The 23,552-nt window shown below is 75.9% G+C and carries 19 protein-coding genes; 8 read left to right on the top strand and 11 right to left on the bottom strand.

Features of this window, described 5'->3' with window-relative positions:
- Position 1: 1 nt before the first annotated feature.
- Both ACI8AF_RS07980 and ACI8AF_RS07985 read right to left on the bottom strand, forming a co-directional pair.
- Positions 2-508 (bottom strand): MaoC family dehydratase, encoded by a 507-nt coding sequence (locus ACI8AF_RS07980; protein ID WP_456539151.1) that lies wholly within the window; start codon positions 506-508, stop codon positions 2-4.
- A gap of 188 nt (positions 509-696) precedes the next feature.
- Entirely contained in the window at positions 697-990 is a 294-nt protein-coding gene (locus ACI8AF_RS07985) for a WXG100 family type VII secretion target (protein WP_456539152.1), read from the bottom strand.
- Between the two features lie 153 nt (positions 991-1,143).
- Here ACI8AF_RS07985 and ACI8AF_RS07990 point away from each other — a divergent pair, with 153 nt between their 5' ends.
- On the top strand, positions 1,144-5,262 hold the full coding sequence (locus ACI8AF_RS07990) for an FtsK/SpoIIIE domain-containing protein (protein WP_456539153.1): 4,119 nt from the start codon (positions 1,144-1,146) through the stop codon (positions 5,260-5,262).
- A gap of 12 nt (positions 5,263-5,274) precedes the next feature.
- On the opposite strand, the gene ACI8AF_RS07995 is transcribed toward ACI8AF_RS07990, so the two are convergent.
- The 3 genes from ACI8AF_RS07995 to ACI8AF_RS08005 form a co-directional block, all read right to left on the bottom strand.
- Complete coding sequence (locus tag ACI8AF_RS07995) at positions 5,275-5,799, bottom strand: DUF6912 family protein (RefSeq protein ID WP_456539154.1); 525 nt, start codon at positions 5,797-5,799, stop codon at positions 5,275-5,277.
- Positions 5,800-5,871: 72 nt separating this feature from the next.
- Entirely contained in the window at positions 5,872-7,251 is a 1,380-nt protein-coding gene (locus ACI8AF_RS08000; protein ID WP_456539155.1) for a WS/DGAT/MGAT family O-acyltransferase, read from the bottom strand.
- A 92-nt stretch (positions 7,252-7,343) separates the two neighbouring features.
- On the bottom strand, positions 7,344-8,123 hold the full coding sequence (locus ACI8AF_RS08005; protein WP_456539156.1) for an AAA family ATPase: 780 nt from the start codon (positions 8,121-8,123) through the stop codon (positions 7,344-7,346).
- A 442-nt stretch (positions 8,124-8,565) separates the two neighbouring features.
- Between ACI8AF_RS08005 and ACI8AF_RS08010 the strand changes: the two genes are divergently transcribed.
- Positions 8,566-8,853 (top strand): helix-turn-helix domain-containing protein, encoded by a 288-nt coding sequence (locus ACI8AF_RS08010; RefSeq protein ID WP_456539157.1) that lies wholly within the window; start codon positions 8,566-8,568, stop codon positions 8,851-8,853.
- A gap of 9 nt (positions 8,854-8,862) precedes the next feature.
- On the opposite strand, the gene ACI8AF_RS08015 is transcribed toward ACI8AF_RS08010, so the two are convergent.
- Positions 8,863-9,432, bottom strand: coding sequence for a hypothetical protein (locus ACI8AF_RS08015; protein WP_456539158.1), 570 nt, complete (start codon positions 9,430-9,432; stop codon positions 8,863-8,865).
- Between the two features lie 98 nt (positions 9,433-9,530).
- On the opposite strand from ACI8AF_RS08015, the gene ACI8AF_RS08020 reads away from it, so the two are divergent.
- The 4 genes from ACI8AF_RS08020 to ACI8AF_RS08035 all read left to right on the top strand — a co-directional run bounded on the left by ACI8AF_RS08020 (position 9,531) and on the right by ACI8AF_RS08035 (position 14,470).
- Positions 9,531-10,211: a hypothetical protein gene (locus tag ACI8AF_RS08020; protein ID WP_456539159.1), complete on the top strand. Its 681-nt coding sequence runs from the start codon at positions 9,531-9,533 to the stop codon at positions 10,209-10,211.
- A gap of 82 nt (positions 10,212-10,293) precedes the next feature.
- On the top strand, positions 10,294-10,830 hold the full coding sequence (locus ACI8AF_RS08025; protein ID WP_456539160.1) for an Rv3235 family protein: 537 nt from the start codon (positions 10,294-10,296) through the stop codon (positions 10,828-10,830).
- Positions 10,831-10,955: 125 nt separating this feature from the next.
- The gene (locus tag ACI8AF_RS08030; RefSeq protein WP_456539161.1) at positions 10,956-13,394 is read left to right on the top strand and encodes a hypothetical protein; all 2,439 of its coding nucleotides are present in this window, start codon (positions 10,956-10,958) and stop codon (positions 13,392-13,394) included.
- 98 nt (positions 13,395-13,492) lie between these two features.
- Positions 13,493-14,470 carry a hypothetical protein gene (locus tag ACI8AF_RS08035; protein ID WP_456539162.1) on the top strand — a complete coding sequence of 326 codons (978 nt, stop codon included), beginning with the start codon at positions 13,493-13,495 and terminating at the stop codon, positions 14,468-14,470.
- 21 nt (positions 14,471-14,491) lie between these two features.
- On the opposite strand, the gene secA is transcribed toward ACI8AF_RS08035, so the two are convergent.
- A complete protein-coding gene (secA, locus tag ACI8AF_RS08040) occupies positions 14,492-17,443 on the bottom strand; it encodes a preprotein translocase subunit SecA (protein WP_456539163.1) in 2,952 nt (983 codons plus the stop codon).
- A gap of 71 nt (positions 17,444-17,514) precedes the next feature.
- Here secA and ACI8AF_RS08045 point away from each other — a divergent pair, with 71 nt between their 5' ends.
- On the top strand, positions 17,515-17,907 hold the full coding sequence (locus ACI8AF_RS08045; RefSeq protein ID WP_456539164.1) for a PPOX class F420-dependent oxidoreductase: 393 nt from the start codon (positions 17,515-17,517) through the stop codon (positions 17,905-17,907).
- Positions 17,908-17,917: 10 nt separating this feature from the next.
- Positions 17,918-18,469 (top strand): GNAT family N-acetyltransferase, encoded by a 552-nt coding sequence (locus tag ACI8AF_RS08050; protein WP_456539165.1) that lies wholly within the window; start codon positions 17,918-17,920, stop codon positions 18,467-18,469.
- Positions 18,470-18,517: 48 nt separating this feature from the next.
- Here the strand turns inward: ACI8AF_RS08050 and hpf are convergent, their stop codons facing one another.
- The 4 genes from hpf to mtrB form a co-directional block, all read right to left on the bottom strand.
- The gene (gene hpf, locus ACI8AF_RS08055) at positions 18,518-19,210 is read right to left on the bottom strand and encodes a ribosome hibernation-promoting factor, HPF/YfiA family (protein WP_456539166.1); all 693 of its coding nucleotides are present in this window, start codon (positions 19,208-19,210) and stop codon (positions 18,518-18,520) included.
- Positions 19,211-19,297: 87 nt separating this feature from the next.
- A complete protein-coding gene (locus ACI8AF_RS08060; RefSeq protein WP_456539167.1) occupies positions 19,298-20,011 on the bottom strand; it encodes a ComF family protein in 714 nt (237 codons plus the stop codon).
- 56 nt (positions 20,012-20,067) lie between these two features.
- Positions 20,068-21,771: an LpqB family beta-propeller domain-containing protein gene (locus ACI8AF_RS08065; protein WP_456539168.1), complete on the bottom strand. Its 1,704-nt coding sequence runs from the start codon at positions 21,769-21,771 to the stop codon at positions 20,068-20,070.
- Positions 21,768-23,552, bottom strand: coding sequence for an MtrAB system histidine kinase MtrB (mtrB, locus tag ACI8AF_RS08070; protein ID WP_456539169.1), 1,785 nt, complete (start codon positions 23,550-23,552; stop codon positions 21,768-21,770). Before mtrB ends, ACI8AF_RS08065 begins: the two co-directional genes overlap by 4 nt.

Below are 23,552 nucleotides of genomic sequence, written 5' to 3' on the forward strand. Positions count from 1 at the left end.
CCTACTTCCGCACCGGCTCCGGGCGGCCCGGCTGCTCGCCGCCGCGGGCTTCCCCGTACGAACGCTTGGGCACCATGACCTTGCGCCGGAAGACGCACACGACCGTGCCGTCCTGCTTGTAGCCGATCGTCTCGACGTGCACGATCCCGCGGTCGTCCTTGGACTTCGACTCGGCCTTGTCCAGCACCGTGGTCTCGCCGTAGATCGTGTCGCCGTGGAACGTGGGCGCCACGTGCCGCAGCGACTCGATCTCCAGGTTGGCGATGGCCTTGCCCGACACGTCGGGAACGCTCATGCCGAGCAGCAGCGAGTAGACGTAGTTGCCGACGACGACGTTCCTGCCGAAGTCGGTGGTCTCCGCCGCGTAGTGCGCGTCCATGTGCAGCGGGTGGTGGTTCATCGTGATCAGGCAGAACAGGTGGTCGTCGTACTCGGTGACGGTCTTGCCGGGCCAGTGCTTGTAGACGGCCCCGACCTCGAACTCCTCGTAGTACCGACCGAACTGCATCTGCTCGCTCCCGATGTCGACGCGTGCGGGCGCGGCGATCGCGGAGCGCGGGCCCACCCCGCGGCGCACGGTGGGCCGGCTGCCCACCACGAAGCACCGGTGACCCGTCTGGACGGCCGCCGATCCTACGGTGCGCGCCGGCCTGCACCCCTCGTCCGGGGGCGGCCGTCCCCCGGACGAGGACCTGGTCAGAGCAGCGCGCCGATGCGCGCGGCCATGTCGGCCTCGTGCTGCTGGTACGACGAGGCCACGTTCGAGAGCAGCCCGCCCATGCCGTTGAGCGCGTCGGCCACGCCCTGGGCGGACAGCCGCCACTGCTCGTACAGCTCGGTGAAGCGGGCCGCCGCCTGGCTGTCGGTCCACCCGTCCAGCACCGAGGTGTTGATGCCGGCGGAGAGGGCGGCCTGGCGGCCCGTGGCGTCGGCCGCCTCCGTCCGGCACTGCCCGGCCATGTGCTGCAGGGTGGCGATGTCGACCTTCACGGCTCCTCCTGTGCGTCCGGGCCCTTCCCGGTCGACGCGGGACGCTAGGCGGGACCGGCCCGGCATCCCCGGAGTCGTCCACAGCCCGGCCGGTTGTCCACAGGTGCCCCTCCGGCGCCCCGCGCCCACGCCTGGGCGGGACACCATCCGCGGGTGATCGAGCCCTCCGCGGCCGCAGCCGCGCCGCCCCGCGGCACCCGCTGCTGGACCCTCTGGTCCGCCGACGGCGCCGTCGACGTGGAGGTGACGGCCGCCGACGACGCGCCCCTCGGCGAGGTCGTCCCCGTCCTCGTGCGGGCGCTCGGCCCGGCCGTCGACGGCCTGTGGTCGGGTTCCACCCGGCTCCCCGACGACCTCGCCCTGGACGTCCCGGAGCTGGCGCACGGCGCGGTGCTCGGGTGGGGCCGGCCCGGTCCGCGCGCACGCGCCGAGCGGCGGACCAGCGCCCTCGAGCTGCACGTCGTCGGCGGGCCCGAGGCGGGTCGCACCGAGCCGCTCGGGCAGGGCCGGCACGTGCTCGGCCGGGGCGCCGAGGCCGGCGTCCGGTTCGACGACCCCGACGTGTCCCGGCGCCACGTGCAGGTCACCGTGGCCGCCGGCGAGATCACCGTCGCCGACCTCGGCTCGACCAACGGCACCCGGCTGGACGACGCCGCGGTCTCCGCGGCGCCGATCACCTGGCCGACCGGTGCCGTCCTGCGGGTCGGCGCCAGCGCCGTGACCGTGCGCGGGCCCGAGGGCGGCTCGGCCGCGCTGCAGCGGGGTGCGGGCGGGCGGCTGCGGCTGCGCCCCGCTCCCCGGTTGCCCGCCACCCGCCCGGAGGTGGAGGTCCGGTTCCCGCGGCCGCCGGCGCCCGCGCCCAGGCGCCGGCTCGCCTGGATCGCGGTCGCGGTGCCGCTCGTCGCCGGCGTCGCGATGGCCTGGCTGCTGCACACCCCGCAGTTCCTCTTCTTCGCCCTGCTGAGCCCCGTCATGGCGGTGGGGACCTGGTGGTCCGAGCGCTGGTCCGGGCGGCGCGACGGCCGCCGGCAGACGGCCGAGCACGCCGCCGCTCACGCCGACGCGCAGCAGCGGCTGACCGACGCGGTCCACGCCGACCGCCGCGCGACCGGGACCGCGCACCCAGACCTGGCAGCGCTGACGACCGCCGCCCGGCGCCGGTCCGGGCGGGTCTGGGAACGGCGCCGCGATGACGCGGACGCGCTCCACGTCCGCCTCGGCACGGGGCAGCGGCCCTGCGCCGTCACCCGCGTGTCGCCGGAGGGCGACCGCGAACGGGTGACCGCCGAGGACCTCCCGGTCGTGGTCGACCTCCGGGCGAGCGGCGGCCTGTCCGTGGTCGGCCCGCGTGCGCCGGCCACCGGGGTGCTGGCGGCGGTCGTCGCCCAGGCGGCGGTCCTCCACGGTCCCGACGAGGTCCAGCTGGTGCTGGTCGCCGACGTCGGGAGCGTCCCGGACTGGGACTGGGTCCGGTGGCTGCCGCACCTGCAGCACGTGGACGCGGCGCCCGTGGACGCGGCCGCCGACGAGGAGCTGCTGCGGTGGGCGGGCCGGGTGGTGGCGGCCCGGCGCGCGGCGGTGGCCGAGCACGCGCCCGGCGACCGGGCCCGCCTCCCGTGGGTGCTCGTCGTGCTGGCCCGTCCCGTCGGCACCGGCGTGGTGGCCGCGCTGCGGGCCGGCCGGGACGTGGGCGTCGTGGTGCTCGCGGCCGCCGCCACGGAGCACGAGCTGCCCGGTACCGCGGCCGCGGTGCTGGCCCTGGGCGGGGAGACCGGCGCCCGCGGCGACCTGCGCTGCGCGGACCGGCCGGACGTGCGGCACGTCGTGGTGGACCGGGTGCCCCGGGCGACCGCCGAGTCCCTCGCCCGGGACCTCGCCGCCCTGCAGCCCGCCGCAGCCGCGGCCGCCCTGCCGCGCGAGGTGCGGCTGCTGGACCTCCCGGCTCCCGGTCTCCACCTCGACGACGACGACCGCACCACCGGCCGCTGGAGCCGGGCACGGGACGCGCTCACGCTCCCCCTCGGCCGGACGGCGGAGGGGCCGCTGGTCGTCGACCTGTGCCGGACGGGGCCCCACGCGCTGGTCGCGGGCACGACCGGGTCGGGGAAGTCGGAACTGCTCCAGACCCTGGTCGCCGGGCTCGCGCTGCACCACCCGCCCGACCGGTGCTCCTTCCTCCTCGTCGACTACAAGGGCGGTGCGGCGTTCGCCGACGCGGTGTCGCTCCCGCACACCGTGGGCCTGGTGACCGACCTCGACGGTCCGGCGACCGAGCGGGCGCTGCGGTCGCTCGGGGCGGAGCTCACGCGGCGGGAGAACGTGCTCGCCGCGCACGGGGTCGCCGACCTCGCCGCGCTCCCGGAGGGTGTCGACCTGGCCCGCCTCGTCATCGTGGTCGACGAGTTCGCGGCACTGGCCGAGGAGCACCCGTCGTTCGTGCCCGGCCTGATCGGCATCGCGCAGCGCGGGCGGTCGCTCGGGGTGCACCTCGTGCTCGCCACGCAGCGGCCGGGCGGGGTGGTCTCCCCTGAGATCCGGGCGAACTGCAGCCTGCGGATCTGCCTGCGCACCACCGACGAGGCCGACTCGCGGGACGTGATCGGCACCAGCCGTGCGGCGTTCCTCCCGGTCGACCGGCCAGGGCGGGCACTGCTGCGCGCCGGGAGCGCACCCCCCGTCGAGTTCCAGGCGGCCCGGGTCGCCACGCCGGTACCGACCCCCGACGCCACGCCCGTGGTCCGCCGCTGGTGCTGGTGGGCGAGTGGTCCGGCCGCGGCGGCGGCCCCGGCGGGCGGCGACGGCGACCTGACGCGGCTGTCCGCCGCCCTGCGCCGGCACGCGACCGCCACCGGGGTCCCGGTGCCGCACCGGCCGTGGCAGCCGCCCCTGCCCGACCTGCTGCCGGCCGGGTCGCTCGAGCCGGCCGAGCACGCCACGCGCCTGCGGATCGGCCTCGTCGACCGCCCCGAGGTCCAGGCTCGGGAGCCGCTCGAGATCGACCTCGCCGACGGCGGCGGCTGGCTGGTGGTGGGCGGCCCCCGCAGCGGCCGGACGACGCTGCTGCGCACCGTGCTGGCTGAGGCGGTCCACCGGCTCGCGCCGGATGACGTGCACGTCCACGTGCTCGACCACGGCGGCGGTGCCCTGGCGGCCGCCGCAGCGGCGCTCCCGCACACCGGCACGGCGGTCGGCGCCGACGACCCGCTGCGCACGAGCCGGCTGGTGGCCCGGCTGGCCGAGGAGGTGGCGCAGCGGCGGGCGGGGCGCCGGGGCCGTGTGTCCCCCGCCCTGCTGCTGCTCGTGGACGGGCTGGACGCGGTCGGCGAGCAGCTGGACGTGGCCGACCCGGGCCAGGGCTCGGCGGCGCTGCTGCGGCTGGTGCGCGACGGCGCGGCGGTCGGGCTCACCTGCCTGCTCACCGCCGACCGCGCGGTGCCGGGAGGCCGGCTGGCGTCCGCCGTCGGACAGCGGCTCGTCCTCCCGCTGCCCGACCGGGCGGACTACGCGGTGGCCGGCGTCCCGGCCCGGCTGGTCCCCACGGCGCGGCCGCCCGGACGAGCGCTGCTGGGGGAGGCCGCCGTCGAGTGCCAGATCGCGCTCCCCCGGCCCGCGGCCCCCGGTGCCGCACCGGCACCGGCCCGGTCAGCGCTGCGGATCGCCGACCTGCCCGCCGACCCCCGGCTCCGCCTGCCCGCTCCTCCCGGCGACAGCGCGTCCGCCGTCGCGTTGACCCTGCCGGTGGGGCCCGGCGGGGACGAGGGTGGCGTGCTGTCGGTGGACCTCCGGCGGTCCGGTGGGCTGCTCGTCGTCGGACCGGCAGGCAGCGGGCGCTCCTCGACCCTGGAGGCGTTCGCCGCCCACCTGGCGCACGCCGGGGCGGCCGTCCGGGTCGTCGATCCCGCCGTCGTCCACGACCTCGCGGCCTGGGCGGCGGCCCTGACGGACCGCCCGGGCGTCGTGCTCGTCGACGACGCGGCCGCGCTCGGCGACGCACCGGCGCTCCACCTGCCGCCGCGGACCGGCACGGCCTGCCCGGTGGTCGTCCTCGCCGCCGGCCAGGCGGCGGACCTCGCCCGCCTCTACCAGGGGCCGCTGGCCGACCTGCGGCGCGGCCGCACCGGGCTGCTGCTCACCCCCGGCCCGGGGGACGCCGACCTGCTCGGCGTCCGGCTGCCGCGCACACCGGTGGCCGTCCGCCCCGGCTCGGGCTGGTTGGTCGTCGCCGGGACGCCGCAGCGCGTGCAGGTCGCGCGCCACCGGGACCCGGCGTAGGCCGTGACGCGCTCAGAGCAGGTCGAGCGCGGGACCGATCTCCTGCGTCGCGTACCAGGCCAGCTCGTGCCCCTCCGCCTGGTCGACGACGAACTGGGCGTCGTCGCTGCCGAGGTCGGCCTCGAGCACCACGTCGACCGCGGCCCGCACGTCGTCCTCCGCCTCGCTCCCGTCGATGTGGGCGCTGGCGACGTCCCGGAGCGCGATGTCGCCCGGCACCCGCACCGTGCCGCGCTCGGCGTCCGGGTCGACCGCGGGGTCGTCCCGCAGCTCCACGGCGGCGTCCGGGACGTCGGCGGCGAGCACGACCCGCCGGCGGGCGGCCAGCGGGTCCACGTCCAGCAGCCGCAGGCTGGCGCGGGCCGCGGTGAGCAGCGCCGCGTACTCCAGCTCCTCGGTGTCGGCCTCGGCCTCGCTGACGGCGTAGAAGTCCCGCAGCGCCGGCGTCACCGCGAACGCCGTGCGCGGGCCGGGCAGCCGCCCCTCGTCGACCAGCGTCCGCAGCACGGTCGTCGTCGCCGGCAGGTACACGCGCACCCGGTCCGCTCCCTTCCTCGGTGGACGGCGACCGTAGCGCGGCGGGGCCGGGCAGCCCTTCCCGGCCCGGGGTCACCCCGCGGCGCGCACCAGTTCCGCGACCTCCTGCTCGATCAGGTCGGCGAGCACGTCGACGTCGCCGACGCTGTCCCGGTCGGCGTCGAGACCGATGAACACGCGCCCGTCGTAGCTGGTCATGCCGATGGACAGCCCCTGCCCGCGGGCCAGCGGCACGACGGGGAAGACCTCGAGCACCCGGCTGCCCGCGGCGTAGAGCGGCACCTGGGGCCCCGGCACGTTGGTGACCACCAGGTTGAACAGCCGCCGCGAGAGCCCTCGCGCGGCCCGCACCCCGAGGGCGTGCATCGTCGGCGGCGCGAACCCGGTGAGGGCGATGAGCCGGTCGGCGCCGACGGACCGGCCGTGCAGCGCGACCCCGCGCATGGCGTAGCCGAGCCGGGCCAGGCGCACGCCCGGGTTGGGCTCCCCGACCGGCAGGTCGACCAGGAACGAGGCGACCCGGCCGCCGGGCGAGGCGTCGGCGTCCTGGAGCGACACGGGTACGAGCGCGCGCACCGACGTCGAGCCGGTCACCGGCTCGCCGCGCGAGAGCAGCCACTCGCGGAGCGCGCCGGTCACCACGGTCAGCAGGACGTCGTTGACCGTCCCGCCGTGCAGGCTGCGGACCTTCTTCACGTCGTCGAGGTCGGCCCGGGCCACGGCCACCCGCCGCTGCCGGCCGGTGGTGGTGTTCAGCGGCGTGTGCGGCGCCGGGAAGACCGCCGAGCGCGTCGCGCGCAGCAGGTCCCGGCCGACCCCCAGCACCCGCGCCGCGCCGGCGCGCACGTCGGTGACCGCGTGCCGGGCGGCGTCCAGCGCCGCCGTGGGCCGGTGCGCGTACTCCTCGAGGGCCTGCAGCACCAGCGCCGCGGCTCCCGGCGGCCGGGCCGGGGTCCACTCCTCCGGCGCGGGCACGGGAGCGTCGGGCTCCGGGTCGAGCAGCGCCTGGCCGATGTCGAGCGCGCTGAGCCCGTCCACCAGGGCGGGGTGCGTCTTGGTGATGACCGCGACGCGGTTCCCCTCCAGCCCCTCGACCAGGTAGAGCTCCCACAGCGGCCGGTTGCGGTCCAGCGGCCGCGACATCAGCCGGGAGACCAGCTCCAGCAACTGGGCCTGCGTGCCCGGGCGGGGCAGCGCCGAGCGCCGGACGTGGTAGGCGCAGTCGACGTCGGGGTCGTCGGCCCACACCGGGGTGGCCAGGTTGCCGGGCACCTCGATCACGCGCTGGCGGTACCGCGGCACCAGCGGCAGCCGCGCGGCGACCAGGGAGGCGAGGGAGTCCAACCCGTCCGGCGGGGCCTCGAGCACGAGCACGCCGCCGACGTGCATCGGGTTGAGCCGTTCCTCCAGGTACAGGAACGAGGCGTCCAGTGCGGTCAGCCGCTCGACCATCGCTCTCCTCGTGGGTGGCCGGCGCCCCACGCTACGGGGCACCGGTCGCCCGCACAGCAGGATGCGACGACCGTCACGCCCCCGGCTGGGGCTCAGCCGGCGCGCCGGCGGCCGGTCAGCCGGCGGCCGGACGCGGTGGGCTCGGGGACGCCGGCCACCTGCGCGGCCAGCGACCGGAGTGCGCCGCGCAGCGGCGACGCCGGGGCGGTCTCGGCCAGGGTCCGGCCGGCGGCGAGCGCGCCGTCGGTCGCCCGCCGGTCGGCGGGGAGGAAGAAGCCGACCGGGCGCCCGGCGAACCGCTCGAGCGCCTCGGCGATCTCCGCACGGGCGTTCCCGGGCACCGGACCACGCCGGACCTGGTTCACGACCACGACGGGGTCGACGTCCGGCAGCACGTCCCGCAGCTCGCCGAGCGCGCGCACCGTGCGCTGCAGCGCCACCGGGTCCGCCCCGCTCACGCACAGCACGGTGTCCGCTGCCTCGAGGACCGCCAGCGTGGCGCCGTTGCGCCGCGGTGCCGCCGTGTCGAAGGACAGCTCCTCGTCCTCCTCGAGGCAGAACGAGCAGTCGACGACGGTCAGGTCGGCCAGCCGGCGCGCCTCGCCCAGCACGGCGCTCACCGCCCGCGGGCGCAGCTCCGGCCAGCGGTCGGCCCGCGCCAGGCCGGTGAGGACCCGCAGGTGCGGCCGCACGGTCCAGGCCAGCCGCGCCAGCGCGGCGGTGTCCAGCGAACCGAGGGCCGCCTGCCGCGCCGCGCCGGCCAGTCCCGGCGACTCGTCGAGCAGGCCGAGGACCTGGGCGACCACACCGCCGTACACGTCCGCGTCGACCAGCAGGGAGGGCACGCCCAGCCGTGACGCCTCGTCGGCCACGCCCACCGCCACGGTGGTCCGGCCGGGTGCACCGAGCGGTCCCCAGACGGCGACGACCCGCCCTCGTCCGGCCGGGCGGTCCTCCGGCGCCGGGGGTGCGCCGAGCACGGGCAGCGCGGCCCGCGGGTCCCCGATGTCCCGCCCGCCGGCGGACCTGCGCCGGCTGGACGGCGACGCGGTGGCGCGGCTGGAGGCGGCGGGGGTCGCCGTGGTGGGCCTCGTCGAGCCGGGCGACGAGCGGGCGGCCGAGCGGCTCCACGGTCCCTCCCGTCGTGCGGGAGCGCGGTTCGTCGCCGACGCCGCCGGTCGGTGTCGATCGGGTGCAGATGATGCGCTACGGACGAGGGTGCGTGCATTCGCCGTCCACACGTTCGGGTGTGGACGGTGGCCACACGCCACCGGTGCGGCTGACACACTGGCCGGGACGGACGGAGACGCACCGATGCCCACACCTCGCTTCCTGACCCTCGACGACGTCGCGGAGATCCTCAACGTGAAGTGGTCGCAGGCCTATGCGCTCGTCCGGCGCAAGGAGCTGATCGCCATCCAGATCGGTGGCCGTGGTCAGTGGCGGGTGGAGGTCGACGAGCTCGAGCGCTTCATCCAGCAGAAGTACGCCGAGGCCCGGGCCGGGACCCTGCCCGAGGAGCCGCCGTCCCCGGCTCCCGCCGAGGAACCGTCCGAGGCCGACGAGCCCTCGGTCCCGACCGGAGGACGCCCCCGGCGCTGAGCCGCCCGGTCAGCCCGCTCCGCCGGGCCCCGTCCGGACCACCGCGACCGCGTCCAGCGCGACGGCGACCACCCCGCGCACCGCACCGGGCCGCCGCTGCGTGCCGAGGTCGTGCTCCGCCAGCTCCACGAAGTCGGCGCCGACCCGGTCCACCGTCCCCGTGAGCACCGCGCCGTCGTGGAGGAGCAGCTGGACCGCGCTGCGGTCGCGCGCCAGCGCCCGCACCGCCCACCGCAGGTCCAGCCGCCCGCGCACGACGCCGTCCTCCGCCGGCACGGCAGTCTGCCGGCCGAGCCCGCTCACCGCGACGACGGCCGCGCTCGCCACCAGCGCCTCCCGGCCGGCTCCCTCCTCGACCAGCACCCAGTCGACGCCCACGTCGGCCAGCTCGCCGCTGACCTGACCCGCGCCCCGGCAGCGCAGGGACACGCGGGCGCCCAGCGCGCCGCGGAGGCGGTCGGTCAGGCGGAGGGCACCGACCTCGGCGCGCGTCCGCGAGGCGTGCTCCGCCCGCTCGGCGTCCGCCTCGGCCTCGTCGAACTGGGCCTGCAGATCGGCGAAGAGCTGCTGCCAGCGCATCCGGCACCTCCTCGCGTCAGCGTAGATCCTTGTGGATTGTTTGATTTGCTTGAGTTTGCTTGTTCTAGTTTCATCCCAGGCTCACGGGAGGAGGCGACATGTCGGCACGGCGACTCGTGGGGACGGTGCTCGCGATGGCGGGCGCCGCCCTCGTGCTGGCCGTCCTGGGACCGGCTCCGGCTACGCTCCGCCGCGCGGTCCTGGAGCCCCAGCTGGTCGCCGACACCGCCGGCCCGGACGCGGTCGTGCTGTCGTGGGCGGCGCTCCTGGCGTGGGCCGTCTGGGCGTGGGGGGTCGCCGGCCTCGCGCTCACGGCCGCCGGCGCACTCCCCGGCCTCGCCGGGTCCGCCGCACGCCGCCTGCAGCGCGTCGTCCTCCCGGCCGGCGCCCGCCGCGCTGCGGCGGTGGCCCTGGGCATCGGTCTGGGCGCCGGCCTCGGCGCACCCGTGGTCGCCGGCGCGGCACCGCTCGCCCCGAGCGCCGTCCCGGCCGCCCCCGACTGGCCGCACGCGACCCACGGCACGGCGCCCGACTGGCCGCAGCAGCCGGCCACGCCCACCGCCGCCCCCGACGCCGCCGGGCACGTCGTCGTCCGGGGCGACTGCCTCTGGGAGATCGCCGAGGAGCACCTCCGGCGGACGACGGGTGGCGCGCCGGGCGACCGCCAGGTCGCCGACGCCGTCGGCGCGTGGTGGGCGGCCAACGCCTCGGTGATCGGCGCCGACCCCGACCTCCTCCTCCCCGGCCAGTCGCTCCGGCCGCCACCCAGCTCCACCTGACCGGCGCAGCCGCCGCCCGTACGAACCCCGCCGCTCCCCCGGCGCCCCGTCACCCGCACCGTCCTCACGAGGGAGCAGCACCATGACCGCGCCCACCACCACGCCGCCGACCGCGCCGTCGCTCCGGATGGTCGTCGTGCCGACACCGCAGCCCCCGCTGGTCGACCAGCAGGGCCCGCTGCGCCTGGTCGTGCCGGGGGTGCGGCCGCCTCGCCCGGTGCACCGGCCGGGCCCGCGCCCGCGGCCGGTGGGCGTGCGGCCGGACGCCGACTTCGGCCCGACCTGGTCGGCGCGCGCCGACCTGCCCGACGTGCGCCACGCGGGTCGCCGGCTCCTCGTGACGGCGCTCGAGGTGCTGGCCGGCCGCCGCCCGCTCAGCCAGCTCGCGCCGCTCACCTCGCACGGGGTCCACACCGCGCTCGCCCGCGGCAACCGGCCGCGCTGGTGCACCGAGAGCCCCTCGCCCCTGCTGCTCGGCCCCGTGCACGTCTGCGAGCCGGTCGACGGGGTCGCGGAGATCAGCGCGGTGGCCCGGCGCGACGGCCGGGCGCACGCCCTCGCCGCTCGGCTGGAGGGCATCGACGGCCGGTGGCGGTGCACCGCCCTGCAGGTCGGGTGAGCTCACCCCTGCGGGGGATTCCAGCCGATACCGTCTCGCATTTTGTAGATCGCGAAGCCTTCCGTGCCGATGCAGCGGCCGAGCGGGGAGCAGCCCCGCAGAGCCACCCACGGAAGGGAATCGAGATGACACCGCAGGACGGACGGGACGTCGGTCCGGAGATGGTCCTGGAACCACCGGTCGCCCCGGCGCCGGTCGCCCCCACCCCGGCCCCGGCCGAACCCCTCCTCGCCCGCATCCGGCGCGACGTGGGGCCGGAGGACGTCCGGGCGTCGCTCACCGTCGTCGCCCGCGCGGTCCTCCCGGTGCTGGCGGTCGTGACGGTGGTCGTGGCCGTGCTCTCCGCGGTCGTCCTGCCGGACGACCACAACGGCTCGCTGGCCGATTGGCTGCAGACGGCGATCGCCGTCCTGGCCCTCGCCCTCGGCGGCCGCCTGGTCGTGCAGGGGTCGATCGGCATCGACGAGCTGGCCACCGCGGAGGCGAGCGTGGGCCTGCGCCTCGTGCCCCTCGTCGTCACCGTCGCCGTCCTGGGCCTGGTCGCCCGGGCCACCGCACGTGCCGAGCGCGCCGCACCGTCGGGCACGACGAGTCAGCTGGCGCTCCGTTCGGCGGTCACCGGCCTGGTCGCCGGTGCCGGCACCGGCGCGCTGGTCCTGCTGGGCAGCACGACGGCGCCGTACGGGCTCGACCTCGCCGAGGAGTTCGACGTCGCCGGGTCGGTGTCCACCGGCGCCGGCGCGCTGGGGAGCTTCCTCGGCGCGACGCTGCTCGTCGGGCTCACCGCCGCCGCCGCCCGCGCCGTCATCGCACGGTCGGCCGGGGTCGCCGTGCCCGCGGCCGGCCGCACCCCCGAGCTGCGTGCGGTGCTGCGCACCCTGCGCACCTTCGCCGTCGGCCTGCTGGCCACCGTCGCCGTCGCCCTGGTGCTCGCCTACCTCTACACCGCGTTCCTCACCGACGACCTCGACGGCGCCCGCCTCGGCGTCCTCGGCGGCCTGCTGCTCTTCGGGGTCAACGCCGTCGTCGTCCTGGGCCTCGGTGTGCTGGGCGTTCCCGCGGCGCTCGACGCGCACAGCGCGGGCGGCGCCGAGCTCATGGAGCTGCTCGAGGAGGCCGTCGAGGCCGGCGCCGGCCGCTCCTTCGGCCTGACCGACCAGCCGTGGCTGCTCCTGGCGCTCCTCGTCCCGGTCGCGGTGGCGCTGGCCACCGCCGTCCGCCGCACGCTGCGCGACCCCGGCACGCAGGTCTCCACCGCCTCGCTCAAGGTGGCCGCGGGCACCGGCGCCGCCGCCGCGCTGCTCGCCGCCGTGGCCGTGCGCGTCGCCGTGTCGGGTGACGCCTCCGCGTCCGGCGACCCGGGCGTCGCCGTGGAGATCAGCGGCACGGCCGGCCTCAGTGCGTCGCCGTCGCTGCTGTGGGCACCGCTCCTGGGTGCCGTCTGGGCCGCGGCCGTCGTCTGGGCGCTGCGCCTCGGGCCGACCCTGGCCCTGTCACTGCCGCCGCGGGTCACCCGGCTGATCGCCGGCCGCCGGATCAGCCCCGTGTGGGCCGCGGCGCTGGACGGTACGGCGCCGGCCCCGGCCGGCCACCGGTCGGTCGCGCTGCGCCGCGCCGCCGTCGCCACCTCCGTCGCGGTGGCCGTGGCCGCCGTCGGCGCGGCGGTCGTCGCGGTGCTCAACGCCACGCTGTTCACGCCGCAGGCCGCGGCCGAGGAGTACCTGGACGCCCTCGCCGACGGCGACGTCGCCGCCGCCGTCGTCCACCTCGCCGACGCGCCGGACCTCGCCGACCAGCCGCTGCTCAGCGAGGCGGTGCTCGGCAGCGACAGCTACACCGGCATCGACCACGTCGTCATCGGCGAGGTCGAGGAGCACGGCTCCTCGGCCACCGTCGCGGTCACCTACGTCGTGGGCGACCAGCCGGTGGAGGACACCATCAGCCTCACGCCCGGGGAGGACCGCTTCGGCCTCTTCGGCACCTGGGAGGTGGCCGAGTCGCTGCCGACCCTCGAGGTCTGGTCCGGCAGCAGCCTCGGCGCGCAGATCGCCGGGACCGACCTGGCCGACGGCACGTACCTGGCCCTGCCGGGCCGCTACACCGTCTCGGCGGCCGACCACGCGCTGCTGACCGCCGCCGACGCGCCCGTCGTCGTCACCACGGACCGTTCGTACGGCGCGACGCTGTCGCCCGAGGTCAAGCCGGAGGCACTCGACGCGGCCCGGGACGCGGTGGACGCCGCGATCGCCGACTGCGCGACCGCCACCGAGCTGCCGCTGGAGAACTGCCCGTTCCTGACCGGCTACTACTGGCAGGACGAGCTGACCGACGTGCACATCACGGTCACCGAGGACCCGGAGTACTCGCTGGTCTACGACGAGTCGGCGAACAGCCTGGAGATCGTCACCGACTCCTACGGCTCGCTCCAGCTGACCGGCACCGAGACCGTCGAGTACTTCTTCAGCGACCCGGAGCAGCGCCCGTACGAGACGGAGGTCCGCTTCTCCGTCGACGGCGAGATCACCGGCTCGGCCGACGACCTCGAGGTCACGTTCTGGGACTGACCCCACCCCTGCCCCGGTGGAGCGCCGGCGATGGCGCTCCACCGGGGCCTCCCCCGTCCACGGACCTGCCCGGCTCAGCCGGGCACGGAGGTTTCCCCATGCACACCCACCGAGCCCGGGCGATGCGGCTGGCCGCCGTCCCGGCGCTGATCTCCTGCCTCGCCCTGACCGCCTGCGGCGGGGACGTCGCCGCCGCCGAGCCGGCCCCGACGCCGCCCCCGACGGCTCTTGCACCCACCACCCCCGAGGCGGCCCCGGTCGACTGGAAGGCGGTCGCCTTCGACGCGGCCGAGTGCTACACCCGCGAGATGTGGCTCGCCGAGCTGGGCGAGACGGCGACGTGGGACGACTGGCCGGTGACCACCGCCGAGGGCGACGTCACCGGCGACGGGACGCCCGAGACCGTCGTGCAGACGTCCTGCCCGACCCCGACGTCGACCACCGCGTCCTTCGTCGTCGTGTTCGACAGCTCGTCGGGTGAGCCGGACGTGCTGGGCTTCCTCGACGGCGAGCTGGTCTTCCAGGGCCCGACCGTGACCGTCGACGACGCGACGGTCGTGCTCGAGGGTCCGACGCGTGCCGGGGACGACCCGCAGTGCTGCGCCGGGCACTGGGGCCGGGCCGAGTACCGCTGGGACGGCGACCGCTTCGTGCTGGGCCGGCGGTGGGAGGCACGCACCTCCCAGCCGGTCGACCACGCCGGCCTGCCCGACGGCAGCTACGCCGGGGTGATCAGCGGCGGCGACGGCAGCACGGTGCTGGTCAACGTGGTCGAGTGGTTCGAGGGCGAGGCGGCTGCCCAGCAGGCCTGCCGCGAGGACGGCGTCGCGGTCCACGAGCAGCAGGCGTGGTGCAACGACTACTACTACCGCGACGTGAACGACCTGGTCCGCGCCCTCGAGGTCGCCGAGGACGCGCAGATCACCTACATCGACTGGGGCTCCGGCAGCGAGCGCACCGCTCCGCTGGCCGAGGTGGTCGGCGGGCTCTTCGGGGAGAGCTACTTCCGGATCTTCGAGTTCACGGTGACCGACGGCATCGTGACGGCGTTCCCCCAGGAGCACTTCGTCTCCTGAGGCGACCGCGGGCCGCCGGCGTCAGTGCGCGGCGCCGTGGCAGAACTTGTACTTCTTGCCCGAGCCGCAGGGGCACGGCGCGTTCCGCGAGGGCTCCTTCGTGCCGGTCACGGTCGCGGTCTTGGCCGCCTTGGCCGCGCCGCTCTCCTTGGGCGAGGCGTCGAGGCTGGGCGCGGAGTAGCTCAGGTTCTGCGCCGGCTTCGGGGTGTCGAGGCCCTTCACCGCCAGCTGCGGACCGGTCCCCGACGGTGCCGGCTCCTCCTCCACCTCGGCAGCCGGGGCGGTGGCGGCCACGGGGGCGGCCGGCTTCTTCGCCCGGCGGGCGGTCGCCGCGCCACCGGAGGCGGCAGCCTTCCTCGCGGCCTCCTCCTGCGCCGCCTGGCGGGCCAGCACCCGCGCCGTGCCCTCCTGGGCGGCGGCCAGCGCGCGGGCCTCGGCCTCCTCCTGCTTGGCCCTGGCCTCGGCCTCCTGCTCCTCCTTGGTCTTGACCTCGAGGTTGAACAGGAAGCCGACCGACTCCTCCTTGATGCCGTCGAGCATCGCGTTGAACATGTCGTAGCCCTCGCGCTGGTACTCCACGACCGGGTCGCGGTTGGCCATCGCGCGCAGGTGGATGCCGGCCCGCAGGTAGTCCATCTCGTAGAGGTGCTCGCGCCACTTGCGGTCGAGGACCGACAGCAGCACCCGTCGCTCGAGCTCCCGCATCACCTCGGCGCCGAGCTTGGCCTCGCGCTCGTCGTAGGCGCGGTGCACGTCGGCGAGCAGCTGCTCCTCGAGGTCCTTGGCCGTCAGCGCGGCCTGCTCGCCGTCGGCGACCTCGTCCAGCACCTCGTCGACGGTGACGCCGACCGGGTAGAGGGCCTTGAGCCCGGTCCACAGCTGGTCGAGGTCCCAGTCCTCGGCGTAGCCGGTCTCGGTCGCGCCCACCACGTACGCCCGGACGACGTCGTCGAGCATCGACTGGATCTGGTCGGCCAGGTCGACGCCGTCGAGGATCTTGCGCCGCTCGTCGTAGATGACGGTGCGCTGGCGGTTGAGCACCTCGTCGTACTTGAGGACGTCCTTGCGGACCTCGAAGTTCTGCTGCTCCACCTGGGTCTGCGCCGAGCGGATCGCCCGGGTGACCATCTTCGACTCGATCGGCTGGTCGTCGGGGACGCGCAGCGTGTTCATCATCGACTCGAGCATCGGGCCGTTGAACCGGCGCATCAGGTCGTCACCGAGGGAGAGGTAGAACCGCGATTCCCCCGGGTCACCCTGCCGGCCGGAGCGGCCGCGCAGCTGGTTGTCGATCCGCCGGCTCTCGTGCCGCTCGGTGCCCAGCACGTACAGGCCGCCGGCCTCGACCACCTGCTCGTGCTCGGCCTTGACCTGGGCCTTGGCCTCCTCGAGCGCGTCGTCCCAGGCGGCCTCGTACTCCTCCGGCGTCTCCGCGGGCGACAGGCCGCGGGCGCGCAGCGCCTCGTCGGCGATGAAGTCGGGGTTGCCGCCGAGCTGGATGTCGGTGCCGCGGCCGGCCATGTTGGTCGACACGGTGACCGCGCCGAGCCGGCCGGCCATCGCGACGATCGACGCCTCCCGCGCGTGGTTCTTCGCGTTCAGCACCTCGTGCGGGATCCCGCGCCGGAGCAGGAACTTCGAGAGGATCTCCGACTTCTCCACGCTCGCGGTGCCGACGAGGACCGGCTGGCCGGCCTCGTGCCGCTCGGCGATGTCGTCGACGACGGCCTCGAACTTCGCCTTCTCCGTCTTGTAGATGACGTCGGGCCGGTCCTCGCGGACCATCGGCTTGTTCGTCGGGATCGGGACGACGCCGAGCTTGTAGGTCTGGTGCAGCTCGGCGGCCTCGGTGGAGGCCGTACCGGTCATCCCGGCGAGCTTCTCGTAGAGCCGGAAGTAGTTCTGCAGGGTGATCGTGGCGAGCGTCTGGTTCTCGTCCTTGATCTGCACCTTCTCCTTGGCCTCGATGGCCTGGTGCATGCCCTCGTTGTAGCGCCGGCCGGCCAGCACGCGGCCGGTGAACTCGTCGACGATGAGCACCTCGCCGTTGCTGACGATGTACTGCTGGTCGCGGTGGAAGAGCTCCTTGGCCTTGAGCGCGTTGTTCAGGTAGCCGATCAGCGGCGTGTTGACCGCCTCGTAGAGGTTCTCGATGCCGAGCTGGTCCTCGACGAACTCGACGCCCTCCTCGGTGATGGCGACCGTGCGCTTGGCCTCCTCCACCTCGTAGTGGACGTCCTTCTTCAGCAGCGGCGCGATCCGCGCGAACTCCTGGTACCACTTCGCGCTCTGCTCGGCCGGGCCGCTGATGATCAGCGGCGTCCGCGCCTCGTCGATGAGGATCGAGTCGACCTCGTCGACGATCGCGTAGAAGTGCCCGCGCTGGACCAGGTCGGCCTTGCTCCAGGCCATGTTGTCGCGCAGGTAGTCGAAGCCGAACTCGTTGTTCGTGCCGTGGGTGATGTCGCAGGCGTACTGCTCGCGGCGCACCGCCGGCGACTGGCCCGACAGGATCACGCCGACCTTGAGGCCGAGGAAGTGGTGGACGCGGCCCATCCACTCGGCGTCGCGCTTGGCGAGGTAGTCGTTCGTGGTGATGACGTGCACGCCCTCGCCGGCGATCGCGTTCAGGTAGGCCGGCAGGACGCCGGTCAGCGTCTTGCCCTCACCGGTCTTCATCTCCGCGACGTTGCCCAGGTGCAGGGCGGCGCCGCCCATGATCTGCACCCGGTAGTGCCGCTGGCCCAGCGTGCGGGTGGCCGCCTCCCGGACGACGGCGAACGCCTCCGGCAGCAGCTCGTCGAGCGTCTCGCCGTCGGCGTAGCGCTCCCTGAACTCGTCGGTCTTGGCCCGCAGCTCGGCGTCGGTGAGCTCGGAGGTCTCGTCCGCCAGCGACTCGACCGCGTCGGCGATCTTGGACAGGCGGCGGACGATCTTGCCCTCACCGGCACGCAACAGCTTCGTGAACACCACGGCTCCAGGGTAGGCGTGACCACCAGCGGCGTTGGCAGTTGCAACGCACGAGCGGTCCGTACGCTCCCCCGGTGGCCGTCGACCTGCACCACCTCAGCCCCGACCTGCTCACCTTCCTCACCGAGCGGCACCTGGCCACCCTCACCACGCTGCGCGCCGACGGCACCCCGCACGTCGTCCCGGTCGGCTTCACCTTCGACGCCGGCACCCTCACCGCCCGGGTGATCACCTCCGGCACCTCCGCCAAGGCCCGGCACGTCCGTGCCGGGCAGGGCCGCGTCGCGCTGTGCCAGGTGGAGGGCCGCCGGTGGCTCACCCTCGAGGGGACGGCGGAGGTGCGGGACGACGCCGCGTCGGTGCGCGACGCCGAGGCCCGCTACGGCGTGCGCTACCGGCAGCCGCGCGAGAACCCGCGCCGCGTCGTCCTGCAGATATCGGTCGACCGCATGCTCGGCAACGCCTGACCATGTGCCGGTGGACCTCAGCGCCGTCGACCTGACCACCGAGGTGGTGCGCACCGAGCGCCTGGTGCTGCGCCCCTACCGCCCCGACGACGAGAACGCCGTCTACGAGGCGTGCCAGGACCCGGGCATCCAGCGCTGGATCCACGCCCTGCCGGTGCCCTACACCCGCGAGGTCGCCCGCGCCTGGGTGACCGTGGTGGCACCGGGCGAGCGCGCCGCGGGCCGCGGCATGCCGGTGGTGGTCGAGGCCGACGGCGTCCTGGTCGGCTCCAGCGGGGTGCACCTGCGCGAGGGCTACCTCGGCCCGGAGATCGGCTACTGGATCGCGCCGCACGCCCGCGGCAGGGGCTACGCGGCCGAGACGGCTCATGCGCTGGCCGAGTGGGCGCTGGGCCTGGGCGCGCCGCGGGTGCACCTCATCGCCGACGTGCGCAACACGCCCTCGCAGGCCGTGGCCCGCCGCGCGGGGTTCACGCAGGAGGGCGTGGTCCGCTCCTGCATCCCGTACCGCGACGGCACCCGGGGCGACGCGGTGCTGTTCTCGCGCCTGCCCGGGGAGTGAGCGGAGGCCGGGAACGCAGGTTTCCTGCGCTCCCGGCCTCCAGTCCTTTCAGACGGTGGCCGGGGCCGCGGGCTGCTGCGCGGTCGTGCCGGCGTGCGAGGCGTCGCCGTTGAGCGGGGTCTCGACCAGCCGGATGAGGCCGTAGTCGAAGGCGTGGCGCCGGTAGACGACGGTCGGCCGTCCGGTGTCGGCGCACTGGAAGAGGTAGAAGTCGTGGCCGACCAGCTCCATCTCGTGGAGGGCCTGGTCGACGGTCATCGGAGTGGCGGGGTGGTGCTTCTCCCGCACCACGCGCCCGGGCAGGTGCTCGTCGAGGTCGGTGACGTGCGGCCCCTCGGCGAGCTGCTTGTCGAGGTCGAGCGCGGCGCCGAGGTCCAGCTCGGGGGCGGTGTTGCCGGAGAGGCGGACGCTGTCGGGGGTCCGGCGCCCGTGGTGCACGCGCCGGCGGTCGGCCGCGCGGCGGAGACGGGCGTCGAGCTTGCCCTCGGCCATGTCGAGGGCGGAGTAGAAGTCCGACGCGCTGGCCTCGGCGCGGACCACCGGGCCCTTGCCACGCATCGTGATCTCGACGCGCTGGCAGTTGCCGGACTGGCGGGGGTTCTTCTCGTGGAAGAGCTCCACGTCGATGCGGAGGATCTTGAGCTTGCCGTCGAAACGGTCCAGCGGGGTGAGCTTGTCCCAGACGTGCTGCCGGAAGTGGTCGGGGACTTCGACATTGCGACCACGGACCACGATCTCCATGAGACCTCCCGTTGTTGCGGGCTGTGATCGCTTCGACGCTAGTCCCTCGGCTGGGCCTCCGACAGTCGATCGTGGGACGTCCCCCGTTCACCTCGGACGGCGGTTGCCGCGGGTCCCCGCGAGGTCACGCCGTGGCGTCGCCGCGACGGCCGCCCCGAGGACCGGCGTGGCGCTCACGGTGCGTGCCCGGCCGAGCACGGCAGCGGCCTCGGTGAGGGTCGCGCCACTGGTGACGACGTCGTCCACCAGCACCACCAGCGCGCCGGTCGGTGCGGCCCCGGCCAGGAGGAACGAGCCGGCCAGGTTGGCCCGCCGCTGCACCGCCGACAGCCCCGCCGAGTCGCGCACCGGGCCTCGCCGCCGCAGCAGCCGCGCCTGGGCGGCCGGGACCCCGGCCGCCCGCAGCTCCGCCTCCGCCCGGCGGGTCAGCTCGCGGACGTGGTCGCGGCCGCGGGTGCGCAGCGCCGCCGCCGACGGGGGTACGGGGACCAGCAGCACCGGGCCGGCGGCCCGCCCCGGCACCCCGGAGACGACGGCGGCGACGGCCAGCGCCAGCGCCGTCCCGAGCGCCGCGCCCAGCTCGGCCCGCCCGCGCTCCTTGAACGCCAGCACCGCTGCCCGCACCGGCCCCTCGTACGCCCCGGCCGCGACCGTGGGCGGGAACCCGGTGGGGAACCGCCGCGGCGCGGCCAGGTGCGGCACCGCGAACAGCCGGCCGCAGCGGCGGCACAGGACGACGCCGGGCAGCCCGCAGCCGGCGCAGGTGCGCGGCAGCACCAGGTCGGCGAGCGCGGCGAGCACCCGCCCAGCCTGTCCGCGGCGGCGGCCGGGGCGCCCCGGCCGGCCGGATCTGTGGACTACAGCGGGAAGAACGGCTCGGTGCCCGGCAGCGGCTCCTGGCCGCGGATCAGCGTGGACCACGTGCCGCCGGACAGCTGCCAGATCGTCCCGCCGGCGCTGACCAGCGGTGCGCGGCTGGGCGCGGCGGCGACCGCGGTGGGCTGGCTGGGCAGGCCCGCCGTCCCGACCCGGTCCAGGCCCCAGCCGTCGACGCCCACGGTGTAGGGCTCGACCTGGTCCTCGCCGGCGTCACCGGCCAGCACGACCAGGCTGCCGGCGTCGCGCCACGCGACGTCGACGACCTGGGTCAGCGCCGGGGCGATCTGCCGCAGGTCGGGCAGCGCGACCGCGCCGTTGTCGGAGCGGACCACGGTGCCCACGTAGAGGCTGGGGCCCTCCGGCCCGTCGACGACGACGGCCGCGCGCACGCCGTCCGGCGAGAGCTGCAGCACCGTGGTGCGGCCCAGGCCGGGCAGCGTGGGGGTGCTCACCGCCTGCGGCGGGCCCTGCGCCGGCACCCGCACGACGGCCTCCCCGTCGCGGACCGCCCAGAACTCGGCGCGGGTGGCGGCGACGGTCGGGACGCTCAGCGTGCCGGCGGTGACCACCGGGGCCAGGTCGCCCCCGTACGCCCCGGAGAGCAGCGTCTGCCCCCCGCCGGCGGCGGCCACCCCCGCCATGGAGACGAGCTCGCCGGTGCGCGGGTCGGCCGACACCGCCGCGCTGGTCAGCCCGTACGCGCCGGTGCCGGCCGGGCCGGGCGCCTGCCGGCCGTTCACCGTGTACAGCGCCCCGCCGCTCAGGTAGTGCCCGGTGGCGTCGACCGCGACGCCACCGGGGTCGAAGCGCGCCCAGTCGTCGACCGTCTGCACCAGCGGGATGCCCTCGAGCGGCTCGCCGTCGACCAGGATCCGCACGTCCCGGGCCGACAGCGGCTCGAGGCTCCACACCAGCTGGGCGCAGACCTCCTCGAGCTGCGGCGACGGCTCCGGCGACAGGTTGGTCAGGTCGACCGTGATGGTCTGCCCCGACACGGTCACCGCACCGCGCAGCTCGGCGCCGGCGAGCGGGTTGCGCACGCCTGCGTTGAGCGCCGCGGACGGACCTTCGAGCAGCCGGTTGACCAGGGTGGTGGGCTGCGCCTCGCCGGCGATCAGGTAGCGGGGATCGGGCACCAGCCGCTGACCGGTGGGGTCGAGGAAGTACACCGGCAGCTCGTCGTAGAGGCGGACGAAGTCCGGCTCGAGCATGAGCAGGCCGTCCGGCGGGTCGGTGATCCGCCACTCCCCCTCGACCTGCTGGAGGGTGAACTCGCGCGTGAACGGCTGCTGGTCGCCGACGGTGAAGACGCCGCGCGGGTCGACCGTGCCGACCAGGTCGGCGGTGACCCGGATCGTCCCCACCTCGGTGGTGACGGCCGAGTAGTCCTGGCTGATGATCGTGATGCCGGTCTCGTCGGACCAGGTCTCGGCCGCCTCGCCGGTGAGGTGCTCGCGGGCGACCGGGTGTCCGCGGGTCGTGCTCGCGGCGGCGTCGATGAACCCGCTCACGACCTCCTCGGGCGTGGCGCCGGGCTCCGGCGACAGCGGCTCGATGCCGACCATCTCGACCGGGCGGTCCGGCGGCTGGGTGATCTGCACGGTCGGCGAGCTGGTGGGGACGGTGGAGCAGCCGGCCGCCGCGAGCACCGCCGCGGCCAGCAGGCCCAGCCGGCGCCTCACGGCCGCACCCCGGGCCGGTGCTCGGGACGGCGGACGATCGCCGGCCGCAGCGGCAGCGGCGAGCTGGTCAGCTCCCCGCCCGCGGTCAGCGGCAGGGTCAGCCGGAACTGGGCGCCCTGGCCGGGCTGCCCCCACACCTGCAGCCAGCCGCCGTGCAGGCGGGCGTCCTCCAGGCTGATCGACAGCCCGAGGCCGCTGCCGCCGACCGTGCGCACCCGTGAGGGGTCGGCCCGCCAGAAGCGGTCGAAGACGTGCTGGGCGTCGGCGGGGCTCAGCCCGACGCCGAAGTCGCGGACCGTGACCGCCGCGGCGGAGGGGTTGGAAGCGACGGTGATCTCGACCGGCCGGCCCGCGCCGTGCTCGATGGCGTTGCCCACCAGGTTGCGCAGGATCCGCTCGACCCGGCGGGCGTCGATCTCGGCGATGACCTCCTCGGCCGGCCGGTGCACCACCAGCTGGGTGGCGTGCATCTCGGCCAGCGAGCGCATGGCGGCCACCACACGGTCGACCAGAGCACCCAGGCCGGCCGGCTCGGCCTCGAGGACGGCGGCGCCGGCGTCGTAGCGGCTGATCTCCAGCAGGTCGGTCAGCAGCGCCTCGAACCGGTCGAGCTCGGCGCGCAGCAGCTCCGCCGAGCGGGCCACGTGCGGCGGGAAGTCGCCGCGCGACTCGTGCAAGACGTCGGCGGCCATCTGCACGGTGGTCAGCGGCGTGCGCAGCTCGTGCGAGACGTCGGAGGTGAACCGCTGCTGCAGCTGCGAGAGGCCCTCGAGCTGGGTGATCTGCCGCTGCAGGCTGTCGGCCATCGCGTTGAAGCTGGTGGCCAGCCGGGCGAGGTCGTCCTCGCCGCGCACGAGCATCCGCTCCTCGAGCTGCCCCTCGGCCAGCCGCTGCGCCGTCCCGGCCGCCCGCCGCACCGGGTCGACCACCAGCCGGGTGACCAGGACGGCGATGAGGACGACGAACAGGGTGAGGGCGATGCCGCTGATGATCACGGTGCTGCGGATCAGCCCGAGGCTCTCCGCCTCCTGGTCCAGCGGGAAGGCGTAGAACAGCCCGATCCGCTCCGCCCCGCCGACGTCACCGGGCACCGAGGCGCCGATGAGCAGCGTCGGCTGCGGCGTGCCCTCGTCGTCGGGCACCAGCGCGTAGCGGTAGGACTGCCCGCCGGCGTCGACGTCGGCCCGCAGGTCGGCCGGGACGGCGTTCCAGACGGGCCCGCGGGTGGTCGCGGTGCGGGGCTGGGCGTCGCCGGCCCGGTAGACCATGACGACGTCGAAGTCGCCGGCCGGGCCGCCGCGGTTGAGCAGCGCCTGCACGGTGCGGTCGAGGGTCGAGCGCACGCTGGCCGCGTCGCCGGCGGCGATGCCGGTCACCTGGCTCTGCGCGTAGAAGACGCCGTCCTGGGCCTGGTCGATCGCCGCCTGCTTCTTCACCGACAGCAGCTGGTCGCGGATCTGGCTGAACAGCACGACGCTGACGATGATCACCACGGTGCCGGCGACGGCCATGGTGATCGCGCCGATGCGCACCTGCAGCGACGACCGCCACGCCCGCACGGCGCGGGCGGTGGCCCGGCGGGCGAGGTCCGCGGTCCGCCGTCCCGACCGCCGCAGCCACTCGGCCGTCTCCCGGCCGAGCCGCGGCAGCAGCGGGCGGGCGCCCTCCTCCGCCGGCGCGGGGCCGGGCTGCGGCGACAGGGCGACGCGGGGCCGCGACGGGGCCTCGGGCCCCGGGGCGAGCGTGCCGGTGGAGCGGGCGGCGTCGTGCGGGGAGGTCAC

The organism is Blastococcus sp. SYSU D00669, assembly GCF_054050715.1.

What these genes read in the sequence shown, in the direction of transcription:
- ACI8AF_RS07980 (WP_456539151.1), bottom strand. Translation starts at nt 508, where the DNA reads ATGCAGTTCGGTCGGTACTACGAGGAGTTCGAGGTCGGGGCCGTCTAC.
- ACI8AF_RS08000 (WP_456539155.1), bottom strand. Translation starts at nt 7,251, where the DNA reads ATGGTCGAGCGGCTGACCGCACTGGACGCCTCGTTCCTGTACCTGGAG.
- ACI8AF_RS08010 (WP_456539157.1), top strand. Translation starts at nt 8,566, where the DNA reads ATGCCCACACCTCGCTTCCTGACCCTCGACGACGTCGCGGAGATCCTC.
- ACI8AF_RS08015 (WP_456539158.1), bottom strand. Translation starts at nt 9,432, where the DNA reads ATGCGCTGGCAGCAGCTCTTCGCCGATCTGCAGGCCCAGTTCGACGAG.
- ACI8AF_RS08020 (WP_456539159.1), top strand. Translation starts at nt 9,531, where the DNA reads ATGTCGGCACGGCGACTCGTGGGGACGGTGCTCGCGATGGCGGGCGCC.
- ACI8AF_RS08025 (WP_456539160.1), top strand. Translation starts at nt 10,294, where the DNA reads ATGACCGCGCCCACCACCACGCCGCCGACCGCGCCGTCGCTCCGGATG.
- ACI8AF_RS08030 (WP_456539161.1), top strand. Translation starts at nt 10,956, where the DNA reads ATGACACCGCAGGACGGACGGGACGTCGGTCCGGAGATGGTCCTGGAA.
- ACI8AF_RS08035 (WP_456539162.1), top strand. Translation starts at nt 13,493, where the DNA reads ATGCACACCCACCGAGCCCGGGCGATGCGGCTGGCCGCCGTCCCGGCG.
- hpf (WP_456539166.1), bottom strand. Translation starts at nt 19,210, where the DNA reads ATGGAGATCGTGGTCCGTGGTCGCAATGTCGAAGTCCCCGACCACTTC.